We start from the raw sequence: 20407 nt of genomic DNA, 5'->3' as shown, positions 1-20407 counted from the left end.
CATCGATTGAAGGGGGATCGAAGGGGCCGCTGCCCCTTCGCGGGGTAGGGGTCTGGGGAAGGGGCGGAGCCCATTCCCCAGCGAACGTCAGCGCCGCAACCCCTGCACCGCCGCGGCGGTCGCGGTTGCCGCCATGAAGGCGGCGCCCAGCAGGAAGACGGCCTGGGGATGGCCGCTATCCATCAGCCAGGCGAACAGGATGGGCGCGACGACGCCGCCGATGTTGAAGCCGGTGGAGACGACGCCGAAGACGGCGCCGGCCTGGCCGGGCGGTGCGGCGGCGCGGACCATCATGTCCCGCGACGGCATGCAGAGGCCCGTCAGGATGCCCGACGCGCCCATCAGCACGGGGATCAGCAGGGCCGGGACGGAGACAAGGCCGAGGGTCGCGGTGATGACGGCGCCGGCGCCGAAGCCCGCCGCGGCAACCAGGCCATGGCGCTTCGACCGGTCCGCGATCCAGCCGCCCAGCAGCACGCCGAGTGCCGAGCCCACGAGGAAGAAGGTCAGCGCCGTGCTGGCCAGTGTCAGGGACAGGCCGTTGCCCGTGACAAGCGCGGCGACGACGAAGCCGTTCACGCCGCCGATGGACAGCGCGATGAGGATGAAGAAGCCCGTCAGCCCGATGACGGCGGGGCTCAGCACGCGCGTCGGCTGCCCGGCTTCGGGTTTCACGCGGCGGGCGGGCTGGTCCACCGGGCAGGCCGTCCAGACGAAGAGCGCGACGCCGATGGCGATGATGCCCGCGGCCGCCACCGCGCCCTGCACACCGAAGGCCGCCGCCAGGCCGATCATCAGCGTCGGCGCGACGGCGCCGCCGAGGTAGCCGGCGAAGGTATGCAGCGAGAAGGCGCGCCCCATGCGCGCGCCGCCGATGCCGCCATTGAGGATCGCGTAGTCCGCGGGGTGGTAGACGGCGTTGGCGAGGCCCGCCATGGCGGCCGCCACCAGCATGAAGGCGTAGCTGCCGGTCAGGCCGAAGAGGCTGAAGGCAAGGCCGCCCAGCACCAGCCCGGCCGTCAGCACGCGGCGCGGGCCGAGGCGATCCACCATGAAGCCCACGGGCGCCTGGGTGAAGGCGGAGACCAGGCTGAAGATGGTCATCGCCAGGCCGAGTTCGACGAAGGTGACGTCGAGCCGTTCCCGCAGCAGCGGGAAGAGGGGCGGGAAGACCATGATGTGCAGGTGGCTGACAGCATGGGCGATGCCGATGGCCAGCAGCGTGCGGCGTTCGGTGGGGGTCCAGGCGGTGGCGGGAACGGCGTCGGCGGTCGTGCTCATCAATGGGCTTCCGCCCAGGAGGCGCCGTGCCCGACCTCGACGGCCAGCGGCACGGAGAGCGCGGCGACATTCTCCATGATCTGGCGGACCAGGGCGGCGGTGGCCTCCACCTCGGCTTCCGGTACCTCGAACACCAGTTCGTCATGCACCTGGAGGAGCATGCGGGCGGAGAGGTTTGCGTCCCGCAGCGCCCGGGGCAGGCGGACCATCGCGCGCTTGATGACCTCCGCGGCACCGCCCTGGAAGGGGGCGTTGATCGCGGCGCGCTCGGCGCCGCCGCGGCGGACGGGATCCTTGGAGGCGATGTCGGCGATCCAGAGCTTGCGGCCGAAGGGCGTCAGCACGTAGCCGGTGGTGCGCGCATCCTCCTTCAGCTTCTCCATGCAGTTCCGGATGCCGGGGTATTGGGCGAAATAGGCATCGATGATGCCGCGGGCCTCCCCGGGCCCGATGCCGAGGCGTGCGGCCAGGCCGAAGGCGGACATGCCGTAGATGATGCCGAAATTGATGGTCTTGGCGCGGCGGCGGGCTTCCTTGTCCACCTTGTCCGGCGGGATGCGGAAGATGTCGGAGGCCGTGCGCGAATGGATGTCCTGCCCCGTGGCGAAGGCTTCCTTCAGTGCCGGCACATCGGCGACATGGGCCAGGATGCGAAGCTCGATCTGGCTGTAGTCGGCGGCCATCAGCACATGGCCGGGATCGGCCACGAAGGCGCGGCGGATGCGTTGCCCTTCCTCGGTCCGGACCGGGATGTTCTGCAGGTTGGGCTCGGTGGAGGAGAGGCGGCCGGTCGAGGTGACGGCCATCGCGAAGTCCGTATGGACGCGGCTGTTGCCGTCGAGCCGCTGGGCGAGCGCATCCACATAGGTGGATTTCAGCTTCTGGATCTGCCGCCAGTCCAGCACGCGCCGCGCCAGCGGGATCTGCTGCTGGGCCAACTCCTCCAGCACGCTCGCATCGGTGCCCCAGGCGCCGGTCAGCTTGCTGCGCTTGCCGCCGGGCAGCTTCATCTCGTCGAACAGGATTTCGCCGAGCTGCTTGGGGGAGCCGACATTGAAGGGGCGGCCGGCGAGTTCGTGGATCTGCTTCTCGTAGAGCGCCAGCTTGCCGGTGAAATCCTCCCCGATGCGGGCGAGTTCGCCGGCATCGATGCGGATGCCCGCGATCTCCATGTCCCGCAGCACCGCGACCATGCGGCGTTCCACCTGTTCGTAGAGCGTCAGCGCGCGGGCGGTGCGGAGTTCGGGCTTGAAGACATGCCAGAGCCGCAGCGTGACGTCCGCATCCTCCGCCGCATAGGCGGTGGCCTTGTCGAGGGCGACCCTGGCGAAGCTGATGCGGTTGCGGCCGGTGCCCGTCACGCTGTCGAAGGTGATGGGTGTGTGGCCGAGATGCTTGAGCGCCAGCTCGTCCATGCCGTGGCCATGCGCGCCGGCGCGCAGCGCGTAGGACATCAGCATGGTGTCGTCGATCGGCGCGACGGCGATGCCGCCATTGCCGGCGCGCGACAGCACTTCCAGGTCGTATTTGGCGTTGTGCAGCACCTTGAGGACGGAGGGGTCCTCCAGCAGGGGCTTGAGTTCGGCCATCGCCTGGTCGTGGTCGATCTGCTCGGGCGTGCCCGACCCCATCAGATCGCCGCTGCCCTCATGCCGCAGCGGCACGTAGCAGGCGCGGCCGGGGGCGACCGCCATGGACAGGCCGACAAGCTGGGCCTTCAGCGCATCGAGGCTGTCGGTCTCGGTATCGAAGCCGATCACCCCCGCGCTGCGCGCTTCCGCGATCCAGGATCGCAGGGCGTCGATCGTGGTGACGGTTTCATAGGGGCCGAAGGCGGCGGCGCCGGGCGGGGGCGTGGGTTCCGGCGCGTCGGCCGGCGCGGGCCGGGGCGTGTTGCGCACGACGGCGCTGGCATCGCCAAGGCCGAGCCGCGCCAGCAGGCTGCGGAAGCCGTTTTCGCGCAGGAATTTCTCGAGCACCGCCGGGGAGGGGGGGCGCACTTCCATCTTCTGGATGGGGCAGGGCAGCGGCGCATCGGCGTCCAGCATCACCAGGCGGCGGCTGATGCGCGCCTTCTCCGCATTCTGCTCCAGCGCCTCTCGCCGCTTGGGCTGCTTGATCTTGGCCGTGTTGGCGAGGAGGTTTTCCAGGTCGCCATATTCGTTGATGAGCTGGGCCGCGGTCTTGATGCCGATGCCGGGGACACCAGGGACATTGTCCGTGCTGTCGCCGGCGAGTGCCTGGACTTCCACGACCTTGTCCGGCGTGACGCCGAACTTCTCGAAGACCTCGGGTTCCCGGATCGGCTTCTGCTTGATCGGGTCCAGCATCTCCACGCCCGGCCGGACCAGCTGCATCAGGTCCTTGTCGGAGGAGACGATGGCGACCGTGCCCCCCTCCGCCACGAAGGCCTTGGCATAGGCGGCGATCAGGTCATCGGCCTCGAAGCCCGAAAGCTCCGCCTGGCAGACGCCCAGCGCTTCGGTGGCTTCGCGGATCAGGGCGAATTGGGGAACCAGCTCGGGCGGGGGTTCGGGGCGGTGCGCCTTGTAGTCGGGGTAGAAATCGTTGCGGAAGGTCGTGCGCGCGGTGTCGAAGACGACCGCGATATGCGTTGCCGAATTGCGGGCGAGGAACTGGGACAGCATCTGCGTGAACCCGAAGACGGCATTCACATGGATGCCGTCCGGCCGCGTCATCGGCGGCAGGGCGTGGTAGGCGCGGAAGATGTAGCCCGAGCCATCGACCAGGATCAGCCGCTTCTGGCCGGGCGCGACGGGCGCGACCGGGTCGGCTGCCGGTGTTGTTTCCCCCCCTGACACGGGCCTGTCAGTGCCCGTGGTCGTCGCCGGCGCCCTCGGCCAGGACATGGGTGCGGGAGCAGTAGGGGCAGGTGACCTGCTTGTCCTCGATCCGGAGATAGACCAGCGGATGGCCAAGCGCGCCGCCGCCGCCATCGCAGCCGACGACGCGGCTCTGGACGATGATGGTATCCTCCGGCGTCACCCCCGGCAGGGCGACCGGCGCATAGCCGGTCATTCGCTGGTCGCGCATGGCGGTCCCCATAGCTGAGGGCCGGAAGATAGGGGCTGGGGGGCGGATCGGCCAGCCCGGATGGACCCCCTCCCCATGCTGGGCTACCGCTGCGGCCATGCAGCTTCCCCACGCCATCGAGATCGCGGGCCTCCGCAAGACCTATGCCGGCAGCAAGGGCGCGCCGGGGAAGGAGGCGCTGAAGGGCGTGGATCTGGTGGTCCCCCGCGGGTCCTTCTTCGGACTGCTGGGACCGAATGGGGCGGGGAAATCAACGCTGATCGGCATCCTGGCCGGGCTGGTGCAGAAGACCGGCGGAACGGCCTCCGTCTGGGGGATCGATCTGGACCGGGACCCGATCGGGCTCCGCCAGCGGATCGGGGTGGTGCCGCAGGAATTGAACCTCGACCCCTTCTTCACGCCGCGGGAGGCGATGGAGATGCAGGCCGGGCTCTACGGCGTGCCCCGGGCGCGGCGCCGCACCATGGAAATCCTGGATGCCGTGGGCCTGGCCGACAAGGCGGATGCCTATGCGCGCAGCCTGTCGGGCGGCATGCGGCGGCGGCTGCTGGTGGCCAAGGCCATGGTCCATGCGCCGCCCGTGCTGGTGCTGGATGAGCCGACTGCGGGGGTGGATATCGAGTTGCGGGAACAGCTCTGGCGCATGGTGCAGGGGTTGAACCGGGCCGGCACCACCATCGTGCTGACCACCCATTACCTGGAAGAAGCCGAGAGCCTCTGCGACCGCATCGCCATCATCGGGCAGGGAAGGCTGATCGCGAATGAGCCGACGCGGGAATTGATCGCCCGGCTGGACGACAAGACCATCACGGTGACGGTGGCGGCGGATCTGGGCGCGGTGCCGCCGGGCCTGGAGGGATTCGAGGCGCGGCTGGACGGGCCGAGGCGGTTGGAAATCCGCTACCGCGCGCGGGAGACAAGGGTGGAGGATATCCTGGACGCGGTGCGCGGCGCCGGGCTCGCCATCCAGGATCTGTCCACGAAGGAGGCCGATCTGAACGCGACCTTCCTGCGGCTGACCCGGGAACAGGCGCCCGCGTGATCCGGGCCCTGCTGGCCGCCTGCGCGCTGCTGCTGACGGCGGCCTGCACGCCGGTGGTGATGCCGGCGGGGCCGCCGGTGGCGCTGCCGCGGCTGGAACCGGAGGCGGTGATCGCCGCCGATGGCGCCCGCCTGCCGATGCGGGTCTTCCCGCCGGAGGGCGCGCCCCGCGCCGTGATCCTGGCCCTGCACGGCTTCAACGACCACAGCGGCAATTTCCTGACCGATAGCCTGGAGGTCCTGATGCAGGCCGGCATGCTGGTCTATGCCTATGACCAGCGGGGCTTCGGCCGCGCGCCCAACCGCGGCTACTGGGCGGGGGCGGAGACGATGGCTGCGGACGCCGCCGCCGCCGCCCGCCTGCTGGCCGAACGCCATCCCGGCCTGCCGCTGTTCATGATGGGGGAGAGCATGGGGGCCGCGGTTTCCATCCTGGCCGCGGGCATGGACCCCGCGCCGCCGGTGCGCGGCTATGTCCTGCTGGCGCCGGCGCTGTGGAACCGGGAACTCATGAATCCCCTGATGCGCGGCGGCATCTGGCTGGCGGAGCGCACCATCCCGGCGCTGCCCGTCCAGGGCGGCGTCGGCGGCGTGGTGGCGAGTGACAATGAGGCCGCGCTGCGCAGGCTGGGGCGCGATCCCCTCGTGATCCGCGTGACGCGGGTGGATTCGGCGCTCGGCCTGATGGATCTGATGGACAAGGCGGTGGCGGCGCTGCCGCGCTGCTGCGGCGGCGCACCGGCACTGCTGCTGTATGGGGAGCGCGACATGATCGTGCCGCCGCGCATGACGCGCGCGGCGGTCGCCAGCGTGCCGGCGCAGACCGGGCTGCGCATCGGCGTCTATGCCGGCGGCTACCACCTGCTGCTGGCGGGCGGGAACCGGGAGGAGGTGGTGCGGGACATCCTGGCCTTCATCGAGGACCCGCGCGGGCCCTTGCCATCGGATGCGGAGGCGCGGGCGCCGGGGTGGCTGGCGCGGTGAGGCTTGCCAGCGTGCTGCCGCGGTGAGGCCGGGTGAGCACCCTGACAGGGGCTCCGCATGCCCCGCTCAACGCGAATGGCAGCTCCACCAGAATGGCGAGAGAGCGTCAGGCGGTTCCGGACCCGCCGCGGTGCCCGTCGCGTCCACGTCCAAGACGTAGAGGCACAGGCGGCCGGAATCGTTCTGGCGCATGATGCGCGACACAGTCGCCGGTCCGCTCGGGCCATCCCAGGAAACCTCGAGGACGGGCTCGAATGCGCGAGTCCGCATGGCCGGGAATGTCGTGTAGCGCTGCAGATCACGCGTCGGCCAGCCGGGCCGCGGATCGATGACCTGGCCATCATAGGTCACGATGACGTTGCGAAGGGGCACAGCGGAAATGATGACAAGCTGCGCGTCGTTCGGCCCGAAAATCTCGTCCCAGCCCTGCCGTATCGGCGGCAGCGCAGCAGCGGTCATCAGCAAGGCGTAGGCGACCAGCGCCCGCCACAGGACGCGCTTTGGCTTCAAAGGCGGTAGCGAGTCGTGCATAACGTCCTCGACGGTCGGCCAGACGCGTCGGTGACCAGATCGCCGGGGCTGAGAGCTTGTGAATTAATGCCCGCAAGCGCCGGAATCCGAGGAAAAATCCCAATGATTTCAAGGGGCATTAATGCTCAAGCTCGATTCTTTCACAGGCTCTGAGGCGATATTGCGCTCCCGGCCTGAAAACGACGCTATGCGCCAAGGCGTCCGGGCTTCAGCCGGGCTGCATGATGCGCCCGGAGCGCGGCGCCGACCGCATCGGCATCAACCGCCTTGCCGGGATCGGCCTGCATGGCGTCCTGCACGGGCGCCACTTCGTCACGCAGCCAGCGGTTGACCGCAGCGTCACGCTCCCGCAGGCCGGCGCGGACGACCTGGCTGGCCGAGGCATAGCCTCCGGTCGCGACCAGCTCGCCCGAGTAGAGGATCTGGTCTGGGGGCACGCTGACGGTGCGCTTTTCGGCGGCGGCCAAGACGGGGCTCCTCAGGGGTGCGACATGACGCGATCATACCCCCACCCCAACCCTCCCCCGCAAGCGCGGGGGAGGGAGGCACCGGTTCACCCCAGCGTCTTGAACACAGCAAACAGCTCGTTCTTCGCCTCGAACCCGATGCCCGGGATGGTCGGCATCGCGACCTTGCTGTCGCGCACCGGCACGTCATCCGCGAAGCCGCCAAACGGGTGAAAGACCTCCGGGTAGCTTTCATTGCCGCCGAGGCCGAGGCCGACCGCGATGTTCAGCGCGAATTGGTGCCCGCCATGGGGCACGCAGCGGCGGCGGGACCAGCCGTGCAGGGCCAGCATGTCCAGCGTGCGGAGGTATTCGACCAGGCCGTAGGACAGCGCCGGGTCGAACTGGAGAATGTCCCGGTCCGGCCGCAGCCCGCCATGGCGGATCAGGTTGCGGGCATCCTGCATGGAGAACAGGTTTTCGCCCGTCGCGATGGGCGGGGCGTAGTGTTCCGCCAGCGTCGCGTGGGTGGAATAGTCCAGCGGGTCCAGCGGTTCCTCGTACCAGCGCAGGCCCATGGGGGCGAGCGCCGCGGCATAGGTCAGCGCGGCGTGCAGGCCGAAGCGGCCATTGACGTCCACGGCGAGCTTCGATCCATCGCCGCCCAGCAGCTTCACCACCGCCTCGATCCGGGCCATGTCCTCGGCCAGGGCCTCCTTCAGCGGCGTGCCCGGCGCGCCGCCGATCTTCATCTTCACGGTGGAATAGCCCATGCCGAGGTAGCGCTTCATCTCCTCGACCAGCTGGTCCACGCCCTTGCCGGGGTAGTAGTAGCCGCCCGCGGCATAGACCCAGGCCGCCGGGTCCGCGGCGCCGTTGTTGAAGCGGTCCGCCAGCAGCTTCCACAGCGGCACGCCATCCAGCTTTGCCGCCGCATCCCACAGCGCCATGTCCAGCACGCCGACCGCCACGCTGCGTTCGCCATGCCCGCCCGGCTTCTCGTTCTTCATCACGGCGTTCCAGGCGCCGGCGGGGGAGAGCTTGCCATCGGGGCGGGTGATCTGCGCTTCCGTCGCCTCGACCAGCCGGGGGATGAAGCGTTCCGCCAGCAGGCCAGGCTGGGCGTAGCGGCCGTTGGAATTGAAGCCGTAGCCGGTGGCCTGCTTCCCGCCCTCGCCTTCCACCGTCACGGCGACGATGGAGGCGGTCATCTTGGAGAAGTCGATATAGGCATTGGCGATGGCGCTCGCGATCGGCGCCGTGCCCTGCTTCACGCTGACGATGCGCATCTGCTGGCTGTTCCTGTGACCTTGTCGCCACCTTGTCGCCCCGCCCCGCTTGGCGGCACAAGAGGGGGAGAGGAAGGAAACACCATGCCCGACATCCTGCACGAGACCCGCGGCCGCATCGCCTGGACCACGCTGAACCGGCCCGACCAGCGCAACGCCATGACCTTTGCGATGTATGAGGGCCTGGTCGAACAGGCGGAGGTCGTGACCAAGGACCCCGCGATCCGCGCCTGGGTCATCACCGGCGCCGGCGGCAAGGCCTTCGCGGCCGGCACGGACATCAGCCAGTTCAAGGCGTTCAAGTCGGGCCAGGACGGGCTGGAGTATGAGAAGCGGATCGACCGCGTCCTCTCCGCCGTCGAGGATTGCCCGAAGCCGGTGATCGCGGCCATAGCGGGCGCCTGCACGGGCGGGGGCCTCGGCATCGCGGCGGTGTGCGACCTGCGCATCGCCTCCGCCAATGCCAAGTTCGGCGTGCCGGTGGCGCGGACGCTGGGGAATTGCCTGTCCACCTCGAACGTCTCCCGCTTCGCGACCCTCATCGGCCCGGCGAAGCTGAAGGAACTGATCTTCACGGCGCGGTTGATGGAGGCGCCGGAGGCGCTGGCGGCGGGGCTGATCAGCGAGATCCTGCCGACACATGAGGCGGTGGTGGACCGCGCCATGGCGCTGGCGGAAACGGTGGCGGGCATGGCGCCGCGCACGCTGACGGCCACGAAATTCGCCCTCAAGCGGCTGCGCCTGGCGGCGGGGACGATCCAGGGGGATGATCTGGTGGAACTCTGCTTCGGCAGCCAGGATTTCCGGGAGGGGATGGACGCCTTCCTCAACAAGCGCGCGCCCAACTGGACGGGCAACTAGGCGGGCGGCATGCTTCCTCCAACAAAAGTTGGAGGAAGCGATGCTCACCAGACGTATGGTCATGGGCGCGGCCGCCGCGTCCGCGCTGCCGCTGCCCGGGCTTTCACTCAAGGCCTGGGCGCAGGCCCCCTATCCCGCGCGCCCCGTTTCCATGCTGGTGGGCTTCGCGCCCGGCGGCGGCACGGACATCATCGCCCGCCTGCTGCAACCCGCCCTCAGCGAGGAATTCGGCCAGCCCATCGCGATCGAGAACCGGGCGGGCGGGTCGGGCACCATCGCGGCGACGCAGAACGCCCGTGGGCGGCCCGATGGCTACCAGATGCTGATGACGACGGTCAGCGCCAGCGCCGTGGTGCCGCCCACCATGAACCCGCCGCCCTTCGACATCATCACCGACCAGACGGCGGTGGTGCTGGCGGGCACCGTGCCGCTGGTGGCGGTGGTGCCGCTGACCTCGCCCGCACAGAATTTCCGGCAGTTCCTGGACCATGCGAAGGCCAATCCGGGGAAGCTCAACTACGCCTCCTCCGGCATCGCGACGCAGCAGCACCTGGCCAGCGAATTGCTGAGCTACGCCGCCGGGCTGTCCATGCAGCACATCCCGTTCCGCGGCACGGGCCAGGCGGTGAATGAGATACTGGCCGGGCGCATCGACATCGCCATCGACACGCTGCCCACCTACCTGCCGCATATCCGCGCCGGCCGCGTCCGCGCGCTCGCGACCACGCTGCCGGACCGCGTGCCGACCCTGCCGGATGTGCCGACGGTGGCGGAACACGGCTTTCCCGGCTTCGATTCCGCCGTCTGGTACATGGTCATGGGGCCGCCCAACCTGCCGGAGGCGATCGCGCAACGCTGGGTGGCGGCGGTGAACAAGGCTCTGTCCGACCCCGCGCTGCGGCAGCGGGTGATGGATGCCGGGTTCATCCCGGGCGGGGGGACGAGCGCCGATGCGGCGGCGCTGCTGCGACGGGACGCGGCGAAATACGCGCAGCTGATCCGGCAGGCCAACATCAGGTTCGAGTAGACGCATCGCGGGTTCGTTGGGGAAGGCGCCGCCTTCCCAAAACCCCATCCGCCAGGGCCGAACCGGCCCTGGACCGTCGTCAGTCGCCGGCGGCGATGCCGTCGCGGCGGGGGTCGGCAGCGCCCTCCAGCGTGCCATCCGGCAGGCGGCGGATGATCTGCAGGCCGGTATTCATCACCACCGCACGCGGGGCGTGGCCGAGCGCGGTCAGCGCGGGCGCCAGGGCCTCGGCCGGCGTGCCGCGCTCCAGCTCCTCCACCCCGTTCTGCGCGCCGATGCGCGGGCGGGCGGTGGCGCGTTCGGCATCGGCGCCGAAGGCGAGCATCTCCACCAGTGCGGCGGCAACCGCATCGGGGATCCGCGCGCCGCCCCCGGCACCGAGCACGATCACCGGCCTGCCATCCGCACCCATCACCATGGTCGGCGCCATCGTCGTGACGGGACGCTTGCCCGGCTCCAGCCGGTTCTGCGCCGGCGCCTCCGCCGTGCCCGGGCTGGTCGCGAAATTCGTCATGCCGTTGTTCAGCGTGACGCCCATCGCCGTGAGTTCGGCCCCGAAGTTCAGATTGTTGGTGGTGGTGAGGGAGACGGCGTTGCCCCGCGCATCGACGATGACGATTTGCGTCGTCGCGGCCTCCGCCCAGGGATCGCTCTCCGCGGGCAGGGCGCCGCGCTGGTCGGGCGGCGTGCCGGGCGCGACATTCGCCATGGCGCGATCGGCGCTGGCCAGCGCCGCGCGGTCATCGAGGTAGCGGGCATCGACCAGGCCGCGTAGCGGCACCGCGACGCGATCGGGATCGCCGATCCAGCGGCGGCGATCCGCCGTGGCCAGGCGGCTTGCCTCCAGGAACAGATGCGCGGCCTCCGCACTGTCCCGCGCCTGGCGTGCGATGCCGAGGCGCTCCGCGATGCCAAGCGTCTGCAGTACGGCGACGCCGCCGGAGGAAGGCGGCGCGGCGGTGCAGACCTGGTGCGCGAAGGCCACCATGCAGACGGGATCACGCTCCACCGCGCGATAGGCGCGCAGATCGTCGAGGGTGATCCAGCCGGGAACGGCATGGGCCTGCGTCGCCTCCACCAGCGCCTGGCCGATGGGGCCGCCATGGATGGCGGCGGAGCCCTGCACGGCCAGCAGGCGCAGCGCCTCCGCCTGGTCCGGGTTGCGGAAGGGGGTGCCGGCGACGAGGGGTTCGCCGGCGGCATCGAAATAGAGGGCGCGGAGCGTGGGCACGCGGCGGAGTTCGGCCGCGCGGGCGCGGATGACCTGCGCCAGGTAAGGCGGCAGCGGGAAGCCCTGCTCGGCCAGCGCGATGGCAGGGCCGATGAGTTCGGCCCAGTGCAGGCGGCCATGCGCTTCCCGCGCCAAGGCGAGGGCGGCGATGGCGCCAGGCACGGCGACGGCGCGGCCGGAACGCGCGACGGTGGCGGGGCCGACGCCGCCTGCGGTCAGGCGATCGGCGCTGGCGGCGGGGGCGCTGGCGATGCCCTCGTAGTAGCGCAGCCGGCGCTGGCCTTCGTCCCAGACGAGGACGAAGGCGCCGCCGAGCAACCCGCTGGCGTGCGGCTCCACGACGGAGAGCGCGGCCTGGGCGGCGATGGCGGCATCCACCGCGGTGCCGCCGTCGCGGAGGATGGAGAGCGCCGCTGCCGTCGCCTGCGGGCTGGCAGTGGCGACCATCTGGCGCGGGGCGCGCGCCGGTTCGGCCGCGGCGGGGGACGCCGCCAGCAGCAGCAAAGCGAGCAGGCGGCGCATGGCGTCAGTTCCTTCCGGCGAGCACTTCCTTGTTCACCACGATATCGGGGTCGAGCGTGCCGTCGAAGCAGGCGAGGCAGGCTTCCGCCGCATCCATCGCCATCCGAGCCAGGCCTTCCGCCGTGCTGGCGGCGACATGGGGGGTGAAGATCAGGTTGGGGGCGGTCAGCAGGGGGATCGCGGTCTCCACGGGTTCGTCGTGGAAGACGTCGATGCCCGCGGCGCCGAGGTGCCCGGCGCGCAGCGCGGCATCCAGCGCGGCTTCGTCCACCAGCGTGCCGCGGGCGGTGTTGATGAAGACCGCGCCCTTCTTCATGCGCGCCAGGAAGGGCGCGTTCACCATGTGGCGGGTGGAGGCGTCGGAGGGGCAGTGGATGGTGACGATGTCGGCTTCCGCCGCCGCTTCCATCACATCGTCCACGGGCGTGAAGCCCAGGCCGCGGATGCTGCCCTTGCCGATGTTGGGATCGCGCACCAGGACCTTCATCCCGAAGGCGGCGCAGAGCTTGGCCACGCGCGTGCCGATCCGCCCGAAGCCCACGACCAGCACGGTCTTGCCGGCCAGGTCGAAGGTCGGGAGGTTGGCCTGCCCGCCCCAGACGGGCTTGGCCTGCCGCAGGTTCGAATCGTAGCCCGAAAGCTGCCGCGCGCAGGCGAGCATGAGCATCAGCGCGTGTTCGGCGACGGAGACCGCGTTGGCTTCCGGCGTGATGGTCAGCGGGATGCCGCGTTCCGTGAGGGCGGGCACATCCACCGCGTCGTAGCCGACGCCGTGGCGGGCGAGGAGGCGGAGGTTGGTGCAGTGGGCCAGGAAGGGCCGGTCGATGCGGATGGTGCGGACGATCAGCGCGTCGGCGCGGGGCAGGTTGCGGGCCAGGCTTTCCGGCGAGATGTCCATCAGGATCTCGACGGTGACGCCTTCCGTGCTGCGCATCTTCTCGATGGCCGCTTCATGGATGGGTCGTACGCAGATGACGTGCGGCATTGACAGGTCTCATTTGAAAAGCCCCCTCCGCCGGAAGGGGGGTTGGGCGCACTGCGCCCAACGGTGGGTGAGGGGGTCGACGCTTACAGTTGATGATGGGCCTGCGGCCCCAGGATCGCTTCCCTGAACCTGGCCGCGAGGTAGGCGCCTTCCCGCGGTGGAAGTTTCAGCGGCAGGTTCGCCGCATCGATCTTGATGACCGCAAGCGTTGGCCCTGCGGCGGTGTGGATCGCCTCCCGCAGTGGTGCGATGCCGTCCGGCGTCGTGATGGTGCGCGCATCGGCGATTCCCGCGCCGCGGGCGATGGCGGCCAGGTCCACGCCGTGTTTCGTCGCCGTCTCCTGCCCGCCAGTCTCGCCGTAATGTTCGTTGTCGAGCACGACGATGGAGAGGTTGGGCGGCTGTTTCGTCGCGATGGTGGCCAGCGCGCCGAGGCCCATCAGCGCCTCCCCATCCCCTGTGATGACCAGCACGCGGCGGGTGGGCTGGGCGAGGGCGAGGCCGAGGCCCATGACCGCCGCGCCGCCCATCCCGCCCCAGAGGGGGAGGTTGGTCGGGCAATCGCCGGCGGCGGTGATGTCCCAAGCCGGCGCCCCGAGGCCGGCGATGACGAGGAGGTCGCCGCGATCCGCCAGCAGGGCGTTGACGACGGCGCGGCGGTCGAGCTTGCCGGAAGCTGCGAGCATGGGCCTCAGTCCTTCCCGAAGGTCTTGGCGCCGATCAGGCGCTGGCCGAGCAGTGTGGCGGTCGGGCGGTAGGTGTTGAAGGCCATGCGTATGGTGGCGTCCACGCAGGCTTCCACGTCTTCGGGTACGTCGGCGCGGCGGACCAGCGTGCCCATGGCTTCCAGCACGGTCTGGGTCGCGTTGCCCATGGGGATCTGGGCCGGGTTGAACTCCCCATAGTCGCCCCGCATGGTCACGATCATCGGCATCGGCGTGCGGTGCAGGATGGGCAGGGACAGCATGTTGATGCAGTTGCCGACGCCGGATGATTGCATCAGCAGCACGCCCTTCACGCCGCCCATCCAGGCGCCGGAGAGGAGCGCGATGCCTTCCTCCTCCGTCGTCAGGGTGACGACCGTGATCGCGTTGTCGGCCAGGCAGCGCTTGATGAGGCGTGAGTGGCCGGCATCCGGCACCAGGGCGACCTGGGTGATGTTCTGGGCCTTGAGCACGGCGTAGATGCGGTCAGGCCAATCGGCCGCCGCATCGGGGCGCATTTCCAGCGCGTCGCGATCCATCTGCTTCCTCCGTCGTGGCGGCAGGATCGGGTGCGGGAATGGTGTTGGCAAGCGGGGGCGGCCGATGCCATGTGATCGCCGCGGTTTCAGGGCGCAGGGGGTGGCATGGGTTTCGCGCAGATCGTCGGCGGTACGCGCCATGTGTTTCCCGATCTGCGGGCGCTGCTGGCCTGCGCCACCCCCTTCCGGTCCGGTGACGCGCTGGCGGGCGTCGCCGCCGAGTCAGCGGCGCAGCGGGTGGCGGCGCAGCGGGCGCTGGCGGATCTCCCCTTGTCGCATTTCCTGCATGAGGCCGTTGTGCCTTACGAGGATGACGAGGTCACGCGGCTGATCCTGGACCGGCACGACGCGGCGGCCTTCGCGCCGGTCGCGCACCTGACCGTCGGCGGCTTCCGGGACTGGCTGCTGGCGGAGGCCGATGGCGCCGCGATCAGCGCGCTCGCCCCGGGGCTGACGCCGGAGATGGTGGCGGGGCTGACGAAAATCTGCCGGTTGCAGGATCTGGTGGCCATCGCGGCCAAGTGCCGCGTCACCACGCGGTTCCGGAACACGCTCGGGCTGCCGGGGACGCTGTCGATCCGGTTGCAGCCGAATGATCCCGTGGATGACCCCAAGGGCATCGCCGCGCAGGTGCTGGACGGGCTGCTGCTCGGCGCCGGCGATGCCGTGATCGGCGTGAACCCCGCCACCGACAACGTCGACAATCTCTGCCGCGTGCTGGGCCTGCTGGATGCGGTGCGGGACCGCTACGCCATCCCGACGCAATCCTGCGTGCTGGCGCATGTGACGACGACGATGCTGGCGATGGAGCGCGGCGCGCCGGTGGACCTCGTGTTCCAGTCGATCGGCGGCACGCAGGGGCTCAACACCTCCTTCGGCGTGTCGCTGAGCGTGCTCCGGGAAGCGCATGAGGCGGCGCTGGCGCTGAAGCGGGGCACGGTCGGGGACAACGTCATGTATTTCGAGACCGGGCAGGGCAGCGCGCTGTCGGCCAATGCCCATCACGGCGTGGACCAGCAGACGCTGGAAGTGCGGGCCTATGCGGTGGCGCGGGAATTCCGGCCGCTGCTGGTGAACTCCGTGGTGGGGTTCATTGGCCCCGAATACCTCTATGACGGCAAGCAGATCATCCGCGCCGGGCTGGAGGATCACTGCGCCGGAAAACTCCTCGGCCTGCCGATGGGGGTCGATGTCTGCTACACCAACCATGCGGAGGCCGACCAGGACGACATGGATGCGCTGCTGACGCTGCTGGGCGTGGCGGGCGTGACCTATGTCATGGGCGTGCCCGGCGCGGACGACACGATGCTGGCCTACCAATCCACTTCCTTCCATGACGGGCTCTATGCCCGCGCCGCGCTGGGCAAGAAGCCCGCGCCCGAATTCGCGGCCTGGCTGGAACGGATGGGCCTGGCGGAGCGGACACCGGAGGCGCTGCCCGCACCGATGACCGTGGCGGGGCTGCTGTGACGGCGCCGACGCTGTGGCGGGACCTGCGGCGCTTCACCAGCGCACGGGTCGGGCTGGGGCGCGTCGGCCACGCGCTGCCGACGGCGGCGCATCTCGATTTCCAGGAAGCGCATGCGCAGGCGCGGGACGCAGTGTGGTCCGCGCTCGACACCGCGTCGCTGGCCGCCGCGCTGCCAGGCGCGCAGATCGTTGCCTCGGCCGCGCCGGACCGGCGCAGCTACCTCCTGCGCCCTGATCTCGGACGGCGGCTGGCGGAGGGCACCCAACTGGCGCCACGGCCCGGCTGCTTCGCCATCGTCATCGCCGACGGCCTCTGCGCCAGCGGCGTGCAGGCGCAGGCGGCGCCGCTGCTGGCGGCGCTGATCCCCGGGCTGGAACGCGCAGGCTGGGATGTGGCACCGCCCGTCATCGCGACCCAGGCGCGGGTCGCCATCGGGGACGATATCGGCCAGGCGCTGGGCGCGGCGATGGTCGCGGTGCTGATCGGGGAACGGCCCGGCCTGTCATCGCTGGACAGCATGGGCATCTACCTTACCCACGCCCCGCGCACCGGCCGCAACGACGCGGAGCGCAACTGCATCAGCAACATCCGGCCCGGCGGCATCTCCCCGGCCGATGCGGCGGCGAAGCTGCTGTGGCTGGTGGCGGCGGCCCGGCGGCTGGGGCTGACCGGGGTGGGGCTGAAGGATGAACAGCCGGCGGTGCTGGAAGGCGAGACACCGACGCTACTCAAGTAGAACTGGGGAAGGCGCTGCCTTCCCCAGACCCCTACCGCCAGGAGGCAGAGCCTCCTGGACCATCATCGATCAGCCAGGCAGATGCACGGCCAGCCACAGCGCGGCCTCGCTGGTCCAGGCGACGCGGTGGCGGCAATGGGCGGGAAGCACGGCCCAGTCGCCGGCCACCATCCTGCGCTCGCTGCCATCGTCGAAGCCCAGCCCGGCCTCGCCCGCCACCAGCAGCACGAACTCCGTCGCGGGCTGGTCATACCAGAAGCCGGCGGGGCTGGCGGCGCGGCGGCTGGCGATGCGCTCCACCGTCACGCCCTTCTCCGCCAGCAGGATGGCGACGGCCTCGCCACCCTCACGCGCCGTGGCACCGGCGCCGAGCGCGCCGAAACGAGGATTCGGGTTCACGCCGCCAGCGCCGATTCCACCGCCTTCGCCACGCTGAACAGCTGCGCATCGCCCATGTGTTCTCCCATCAGCATGAAGCCCACCGGTGCCTCTCCGGCCCGGTGGCAGGGGATGGAAATGCCGCAGCGGTCGAGGAAGTTGCCGACCGTGGTGTTGCGCAGCAGCAGCATGTTGATGCGGCCATACTCGGCCTCGTCCTCCACCGCCGCGATGGCCGGGGGGATCAACGGGCAGGTCGGCATCACCACCGCATCGAAGCCGGCGGTCGCCCGCGCGAAGGCCGCGATGATGCGCGCGCGTTCCTGCATCAGCAGGATGTAGTCCGCCGCCGTCATCTTCGCGCCACCCTTGATGCGGCCGAGGATGCGCGGGTCGTAGCGATGGCCCTCCCGCTCGATCAGGTCGCGATGCCAGGCAAAGGCCTCGCTGGCCGCGAAGGTGCCGCGGGCATTGGCCTTCGGGATGTCGGCGAGTTCCGGGACATCGAGCGGGGTGACATGCGCGCCGGCGGCCGACAGGGTGGTGAGCGCACGCTCGAAGGCCGTCGTCACCCCCGCATCCCAATCCCCGGTGACATAGCCCTGCAACACGCCGAGTCGCAGCCCCGCCATGCCCATCGGCGCCACCGGCAGGGCGGCCTCCGCACCCGCCATGAAGGCATCGACGATGGCGCAGCATTCGACGCTGCGCGCGATGGGGCCCAGGCTGTCGAGGGAGAAGGAGAGGGGCAGCGTCCCCTCCAGCGTCACGCGCTTCGCCGTGGGCTTCCAGCCGACGATGCCGCACATCGCGGCCGGGATGCGGCAGGACCCGCCCGTGTCGGACCCCAGCCCCGCGAAGCCCATGCCATCGGCGGTCGCGACGGCGGCGCCGGAGGAGGATCCGCCCGGCAGCCGCCCCGTCGCGCGGTCCCAGGGGCTGCGCGGCGTGCCGTAATGCGGGTTCACGCCGAGGCCGGAGAAGGCGAACTCCACCATGGTGGTACGGCCCAGCACCACGAAGCCCGCGCGCTGCAACCTGGCGACGGAAGGGGCGGTGGCGCGGGCGGGCGCGGCACCGTCCAGCGCGACGGAACCGCCGCGCGTGACCTGCCCGGCCTCGTCATACAGATCCTTGATGCTGATCGGGATGCCGGCGAAGGGGCTGGGGGCGCGGCCGGCCTGGCGCAGCGCATCCATGGCATCGGCATTCGCCCGGGCCTGGTCGGCCTGGACCACCATGAAGGCGCGGGATCCCTCGCCCTGCGGCTCCGCGATTCGGGCCAGTGCTTCCTCCACCAGGGCCCGGGCGGTGGTCCGCCCGGCGGCGAGGGATGCGGCGGCCTCGGCGATGGTGGGGAAGGGCATGCTGGCGAAATCCCGCGGAAGTGACGCGGGATGCTGCGCAGGACGGGGGCCCAGCGCAACCCTTGCCGGCTTCAGCGGGGCGGCTTGGCCTCGCCCTGGTCATTCGCCGGCGGGACGGCCAGGATGAGCTGGACAGCCCAGGGGTACAGGAGAAAGCCCACGGCGGCGGCGGGTACCAGCGGCACCTCGGTCTCCTCCGCATCCTCGATCTCGTCTTCCCGGTCCATGCCGTGCTTCTCCGCCCACGGCATGACAGCGCGCGGCGGCGGGTTCCGTTCCCCGGCCACTCCGCGGTTCACCCATTTGACAAGGCGCCGCCGGCTGGTTGTATGATGTCATATAAGCCGGTGGAGCATCCGCCGGGTACGGGAAGGAGACGGGACGAGATGATCCTCAAGACTGCGTTGCGCGCTGTGGCCGTGGCGGCCGCCGTGCTGTTGCCCTTCGCCCCCAGCACGGGCAGCGCCCAGGAATGGCGCGGCTGGAACATCCACGCCGCCGATTACCCCAACGGCCGTGGCCTGGACCGGTTCGGGGAGCTGGTGGGCCAGCGGACCAACAACCGCATCCGCATGCGCACCTACCACAGCGCGCAGCTCGGCCAGCAGGATGAGGCGATCCAGCAGATGCGGCTGGGCTCCATCGACTTCGCCAATTTCAACCTGAGCCCCTTCAACAACCTCGCCCCCTCCACCAACGTCGTCACGCTGCCCTTCCTGTTCCGCGACGTGGCGCACAGCCATGCCGCGATCGACGGGGTGGCGGGGCAGGAGATCGCCCGCGACCTGGAGGCGATCGGCATCATCGCGCTGTCCTGGTTCGATGCGGGGGCGCGCAGCATCTACACCACGCGCCCGGTGCGCACGCCCGCCGACCTGCGCGGCATGAAGATCCGCGTGCAGACCTCCGATCTCTGGATCGACCTGATGCGCGCGCTGGGCGCGAACCCGACGCCGCTTCCGTTCGGGGAGGTCTTCACCAGCCTGCAATCCGGCGTCATCGACGGGGCGGAGAACAACTGGCCGTCCTATGAGAGCACCCGCCACTTCGAGGTCGCGCGCTTCTATTCCACGACCGAGCACAGCAACGTGCCGGAGGTGCTGGCCGTGTCCCGCCAGCGCTGGCAGCGGCTGAACGAGGCGGAGCGCAACATCCTGCGCGACGCGGCGCGGGAGGCCGCGACCCTGCAGCGCCAACTCTGGGCGGAGCGGGAGGTGCAGTCCCGCCAGCGCGTGGTGGCCGCCGGCGCGACGGTGATCGAGATCACGGACCGTTCCCCGTGGTCGGCGCTGATGGCCCCGGTCTACGAGAAGTACACGGGCAGCAACCCCCGCCTGTCCAATATGGTGCGCCAGATCCGCGAGCTTCGCTGATCGCCTGCCGGGGGCGCCTTCGGGCGCCCCCTCTCTTGCTGCCCTCCCCCAGCCCGGAGATGCGCCCATGGCGATGTTCACCCGCGCCCTCGATCTCTTCTCTCACATCGTCCTCGTGGTGGCCGGCATCGCGCTGGTGGGCCTGGTGGCGATGATGGGGTGGCTGGTTTTCGGCCGCTACGTGCTGAACGATACCCCGACCTGGATCGAGCGTGGCGCGACGCTCGCCATCCTCTGCATCGCGCTGCCCGTGGCGGCGGTCGGCGTGCGGGAACGCTTCCACCTGTCGGTGCTGGGGTTCCGGGAAGCGCTGCCGATGGGCGCGCAGCGCGTGATCGCCATCGCCTGCGATGCGCTGGTCGGCGTCTTCGGCTTCGCGATGGCCTGGTATTCCCAGGAACTCGTCGACATGGTCTGGAACTTCAAGATTCCGCTGCTCGGCATCAGCCAGGGCTGGACCTATGTGCCGCTGCAGGTCTGCGGCGCGCTCATCACCCTTTTCGCCATCGAGCAGGTGCTGCTCGACATCCTCAGCAAGGATGGTCCCGAACAGCGCGGCGTGGCCGCGGCTTTCCTGGAGTAGCGGC

21 protein-coding genes are annotated in these 20407 nt (G+C 70.3%); 8 read left to right on the top strand and 13 right to left on the bottom strand.

Going from position 1 to position 20407, the window contains the following annotated elements:
- Window positions 1–87: 87 nt before the first annotated feature.
- The 3 genes from BM041_RS19755 to BM041_RS19745 are packed head-to-tail and all read right to left on the bottom strand — an operon-like array spanning window position 88 to window position 4335.
- Complete coding sequence (locus BM041_RS19755; protein WP_092961614.1) at window positions 88–1281, bottom strand: MFS transporter; 1194 nt, start codon at window positions 1279–1281, stop codon at window positions 88–90.
- Window positions 1281–4151, bottom strand: coding sequence for a DNA polymerase I (gene polA, locus BM041_RS19750; protein ID WP_092961613.1), 2871 nt, complete (start codon window positions 4149–4151; stop codon window positions 1281–1283). Before polA ends, BM041_RS19755 begins: the two co-directional genes overlap by 1 nt.
- Window positions 4111–4335: a zinc-finger domain-containing protein gene (locus BM041_RS19745; protein ID WP_092961697.1), complete on the bottom strand. Its 225-nt coding sequence runs from the start codon at window positions 4333–4335 to the stop codon at window positions 4111–4113. Before BM041_RS19745 ends, polA begins: the two co-directional genes overlap by 41 nt.
- 97 nt (window positions 4336–4432) lie before the next feature.
- Here BM041_RS19745 and BM041_RS19740 point away from each other — a divergent pair, with 97 nt between their 5' ends.
- Entirely contained in the window at window positions 4433–5377 is a 945-nt protein-coding gene (locus BM041_RS19740) for an ABC transporter ATP-binding protein (RefSeq protein ID WP_092961612.1), read from the top strand.
- Window positions 5374–6360, top strand: a complete 987-nt coding sequence (locus BM041_RS19735; RefSeq protein ID WP_092961611.1) for an alpha/beta fold hydrolase — start codon at window positions 5374–5376, stop codon at window positions 6358–6360. Before BM041_RS19740 ends, BM041_RS19735 begins: the two co-directional genes overlap by 4 nt.
- 66 nt (window positions 6361–6426) lie before the next feature.
- Here the strand turns inward: BM041_RS19735 and BM041_RS19730 are convergent, their stop codons facing one another.
- The 3 genes from BM041_RS19730 to BM041_RS19720 all read right to left on the bottom strand — a co-directional run bounded on the left by BM041_RS19730 (window position 6427) and on the right by BM041_RS19720 (window position 8626).
- Complete coding sequence (locus BM041_RS19730) at window positions 6427–6825, bottom strand: hypothetical protein (RefSeq protein WP_217648776.1); 399 nt, start codon at window positions 6823–6825, stop codon at window positions 6427–6429.
- A 251-nt stretch (window positions 6826–7076) separates the two neighbouring features.
- Window positions 7077–7358, bottom strand: coding sequence for a ribbon-helix-helix domain-containing protein (locus BM041_RS19725; protein ID WP_092961609.1), 282 nt, complete (start codon window positions 7356–7358; stop codon window positions 7077–7079).
- Window positions 7359–7444: 86 nt separating this feature from the next.
- Window positions 7445–8626, bottom strand: coding sequence for an enolase C-terminal domain-like protein (locus tag BM041_RS19720; protein WP_092961608.1), 1182 nt, complete (start codon window positions 8624–8626; stop codon window positions 7445–7447).
- An 84-nt stretch (window positions 8627–8710) separates the two neighbouring features.
- On the opposite strand from BM041_RS19720, the gene BM041_RS19715 reads away from it, so the two are divergent.
- Window positions 8711–9487, top strand: a complete 777-nt coding sequence (locus tag BM041_RS19715; RefSeq protein ID WP_092961607.1) for an enoyl-CoA hydratase/isomerase family protein — start codon at window positions 8711–8713, stop codon at window positions 9485–9487.
- A gap of 40 nt (window positions 9488–9527) precedes the next feature.
- Window positions 9528–10514: a Bug family tripartite tricarboxylate transporter substrate binding protein gene (locus BM041_RS19710; RefSeq protein WP_175534041.1), complete on the top strand. Its 987-nt coding sequence runs from the start codon at window positions 9528–9530 to the stop codon at window positions 10512–10514.
- A 79-nt stretch (window positions 10515–10593) separates the two neighbouring features.
- On the opposite strand, the gene BM041_RS19705 is transcribed toward BM041_RS19710, so the two are convergent.
- The 4 genes from BM041_RS19705 to BM041_RS19690 form a co-directional block, all read right to left on the bottom strand.
- Window positions 10594–12267: a gamma-glutamyltransferase family protein gene (locus tag BM041_RS19705; RefSeq protein WP_092961605.1), complete on the bottom strand. Its 1674-nt coding sequence runs from the start codon at window positions 12265–12267 to the stop codon at window positions 10594–10596.
- Between the two features lie 4 nt (window positions 12268–12271).
- Window positions 12272–13252, bottom strand: coding sequence for a hydroxyacid dehydrogenase (locus BM041_RS19700; protein ID WP_092961604.1), 981 nt, complete (start codon window positions 13250–13252; stop codon window positions 12272–12274).
- Window positions 13253–13335: 83 nt separating this feature from the next.
- Window positions 13336–13938 carry a thiamine pyrophosphate-dependent enzyme gene (locus tag BM041_RS19695; protein ID WP_092961603.1) on the bottom strand — a complete coding sequence of 201 codons (603 nt, stop codon included), beginning with the start codon at window positions 13936–13938 and terminating at the stop codon, window positions 13336–13338.
- A gap of 5 nt (window positions 13939–13943) precedes the next feature.
- Window positions 13944–14495 carry a phosphonopyruvate decarboxylase gene (locus tag BM041_RS19690; protein ID WP_245762173.1) on the bottom strand — a complete coding sequence of 184 codons (552 nt, stop codon included), beginning with the start codon at window positions 14493–14495 and terminating at the stop codon, window positions 13944–13946.
- Between the two features lie 105 nt (window positions 14496–14600).
- Between BM041_RS19690 and BM041_RS19685 the strand changes: the two genes are divergently transcribed.
- Entirely contained in the window at window positions 14601–15965 is a 1365-nt protein-coding gene (locus BM041_RS19685; protein WP_092961602.1) for an ethanolamine ammonia-lyase subunit EutB, read from the top strand.
- Window positions 15962–16702: an ethanolamine ammonia-lyase subunit EutC gene (gene eutC, locus BM041_RS19680; RefSeq protein ID WP_092961601.1), complete on the top strand. Its 741-nt coding sequence runs from the start codon at window positions 15962–15964 to the stop codon at window positions 16700–16702. Before BM041_RS19685 ends, eutC begins: the two co-directional genes overlap by 4 nt.
- A gap of 69 nt (window positions 16703–16771) precedes the next feature.
- Here the strand turns inward: eutC and BM041_RS19675 are convergent, their stop codons facing one another.
- The 3 genes from BM041_RS19675 to BM041_RS30695 form a co-directional block, all read right to left on the bottom strand.
- Complete coding sequence (locus tag BM041_RS19675) at window positions 16772–17101, bottom strand: cupin domain-containing protein (RefSeq protein ID WP_092961600.1); 330 nt, start codon at window positions 17099–17101, stop codon at window positions 16772–16774.
- Window positions 17098–18447, bottom strand: a complete 1350-nt coding sequence (locus tag BM041_RS19670; protein ID WP_092961599.1) for an amidase — start codon at window positions 18445–18447, stop codon at window positions 17098–17100. Before BM041_RS19670 ends, BM041_RS19675 begins: the two co-directional genes overlap by 4 nt.
- Window positions 18448–18518: 71 nt before the next feature.
- Window positions 18519–18674 carry a hypothetical protein gene (locus tag BM041_RS30695; protein WP_175534040.1) on the bottom strand — a complete coding sequence of 52 codons (156 nt, stop codon included), beginning with the start codon at window positions 18672–18674 and terminating at the stop codon, window positions 18519–18521.
- 159 nt (window positions 18675–18833) lie between these two features.
- Between BM041_RS30695 and BM041_RS19660 the strand changes: the two genes are divergently transcribed.
- Both BM041_RS19660 and BM041_RS19655 read left to right on the top strand, forming a co-directional pair.
- Window positions 18834–19820 (top strand): TRAP transporter substrate-binding protein, encoded by a 987-nt coding sequence (locus tag BM041_RS19660; protein ID WP_092961597.1) that lies wholly within the window; start codon window positions 18834–18836, stop codon window positions 19818–19820.
- A 67-nt stretch (window positions 19821–19887) separates the two neighbouring features.
- A complete protein-coding gene (locus tag BM041_RS19655) occupies window positions 19888–20403 on the top strand; it encodes a TRAP transporter small permease (RefSeq protein ID WP_092961596.1) in 516 nt (171 codons plus the stop codon).
- Window positions 20404–20407 lie beyond the last annotated feature (4 nt).

The organism is Falsiroseomonas stagni DSM 19981 (genome assembly GCF_900114315.1).
Lineage (GTDB): Bacteria > Pseudomonadota > Alphaproteobacteria > Acetobacterales > Acetobacteraceae > Falsiroseomonas > Falsiroseomonas stagni.
This window is presented reverse-complemented; position numbering and strand designations above follow the sequence as displayed.

Bases quoted from the DNA above. Each gene is read 5' to 3' on its own strand.
- BM041_RS19755 (WP_092961614.1), bottom strand. From the start codon at position 1,281: ATGAGCACGACCGCCGACGCCGTTCCCGCCACCGCCTGGACCCCCACC.
- polA (WP_092961613.1), bottom strand. From the start codon at position 4,151: ATGTCCTGGCCGAGGGCGCCGGCGACGACCACGGGCACTGACAGGCCC.
- BM041_RS19745 (WP_092961697.1), bottom strand. From the start codon at position 4,335: ATGCGCGACCAGCGAATGACCGGCTATGCGCCGGTCGCCCTGCCGGGG.
- BM041_RS19740 (WP_092961612.1), top strand. From the start codon at position 4,433: ATGCAGCTTCCCCACGCCATCGAGATCGCGGGCCTCCGCAAGACCTAT.
- BM041_RS19720 (WP_092961608.1), bottom strand. From the start codon at position 8,626: ATGCGCATCGTCAGCGTGAAGCAGGGCACGGCGCCGATCGCGAGCGCC.
- BM041_RS19715 (WP_092961607.1), top strand. From the start codon at position 8,711: ATGCCCGACATCCTGCACGAGACCCGCGGCCGCATCGCCTGGACCACG.
- BM041_RS19710 (WP_175534041.1), top strand. From the start codon at position 9,528: ATGCTCACCAGACGTATGGTCATGGGCGCGGCCGCCGCGTCCGCGCTG.
- BM041_RS19705 (WP_092961605.1), bottom strand. From the start codon at position 12,267: ATGCGCCGCCTGCTCGCTTTGCTGCTGCTGGCGGCGTCCCCCGCCGCG.
- BM041_RS19700 (WP_092961604.1), bottom strand. From the start codon at position 13,252: ATGCCGCACGTCATCTGCGTACGACCCATCCATGAAGCGGCCATCGAG.
- BM041_RS19695 (WP_092961603.1), bottom strand. From the start codon at position 13,938: ATGCTCGCAGCTTCCGGCAAGCTCGACCGCCGCGCCGTCGTCAACGCC.
- BM041_RS19690 (WP_245762173.1), bottom strand. From the start codon at position 14,495: ATGGATCGCGACGCGCTGGAAATGCGCCCCGATGCGGCGGCCGATTGG.
- BM041_RS19685 (WP_092961602.1), top strand. From the start codon at position 14,601: ATGGGTTTCGCGCAGATCGTCGGCGGTACGCGCCATGTGTTTCCCGAT.
- BM041_RS19670 (WP_092961599.1), bottom strand. From the start codon at position 18,447: ATGCCCTTCCCCACCATCGCCGAGGCCGCCGCATCCCTCGCCGCCGGG.
- BM041_RS30695 (WP_175534040.1), bottom strand. From the start codon at position 18,674: ATGGACCGGGAAGACGAGATCGAGGATGCGGAGGAGACCGAGGTGCCG.
- BM041_RS19660 (WP_092961597.1), top strand. From the start codon at position 18,834: ATGATCCTCAAGACTGCGTTGCGCGCTGTGGCCGTGGCGGCCGCCGTG.
- BM041_RS19655 (WP_092961596.1), top strand. From the start codon at position 19,888: ATGGCGATGTTCACCCGCGCCCTCGATCTCTTCTCTCACATCGTCCTC.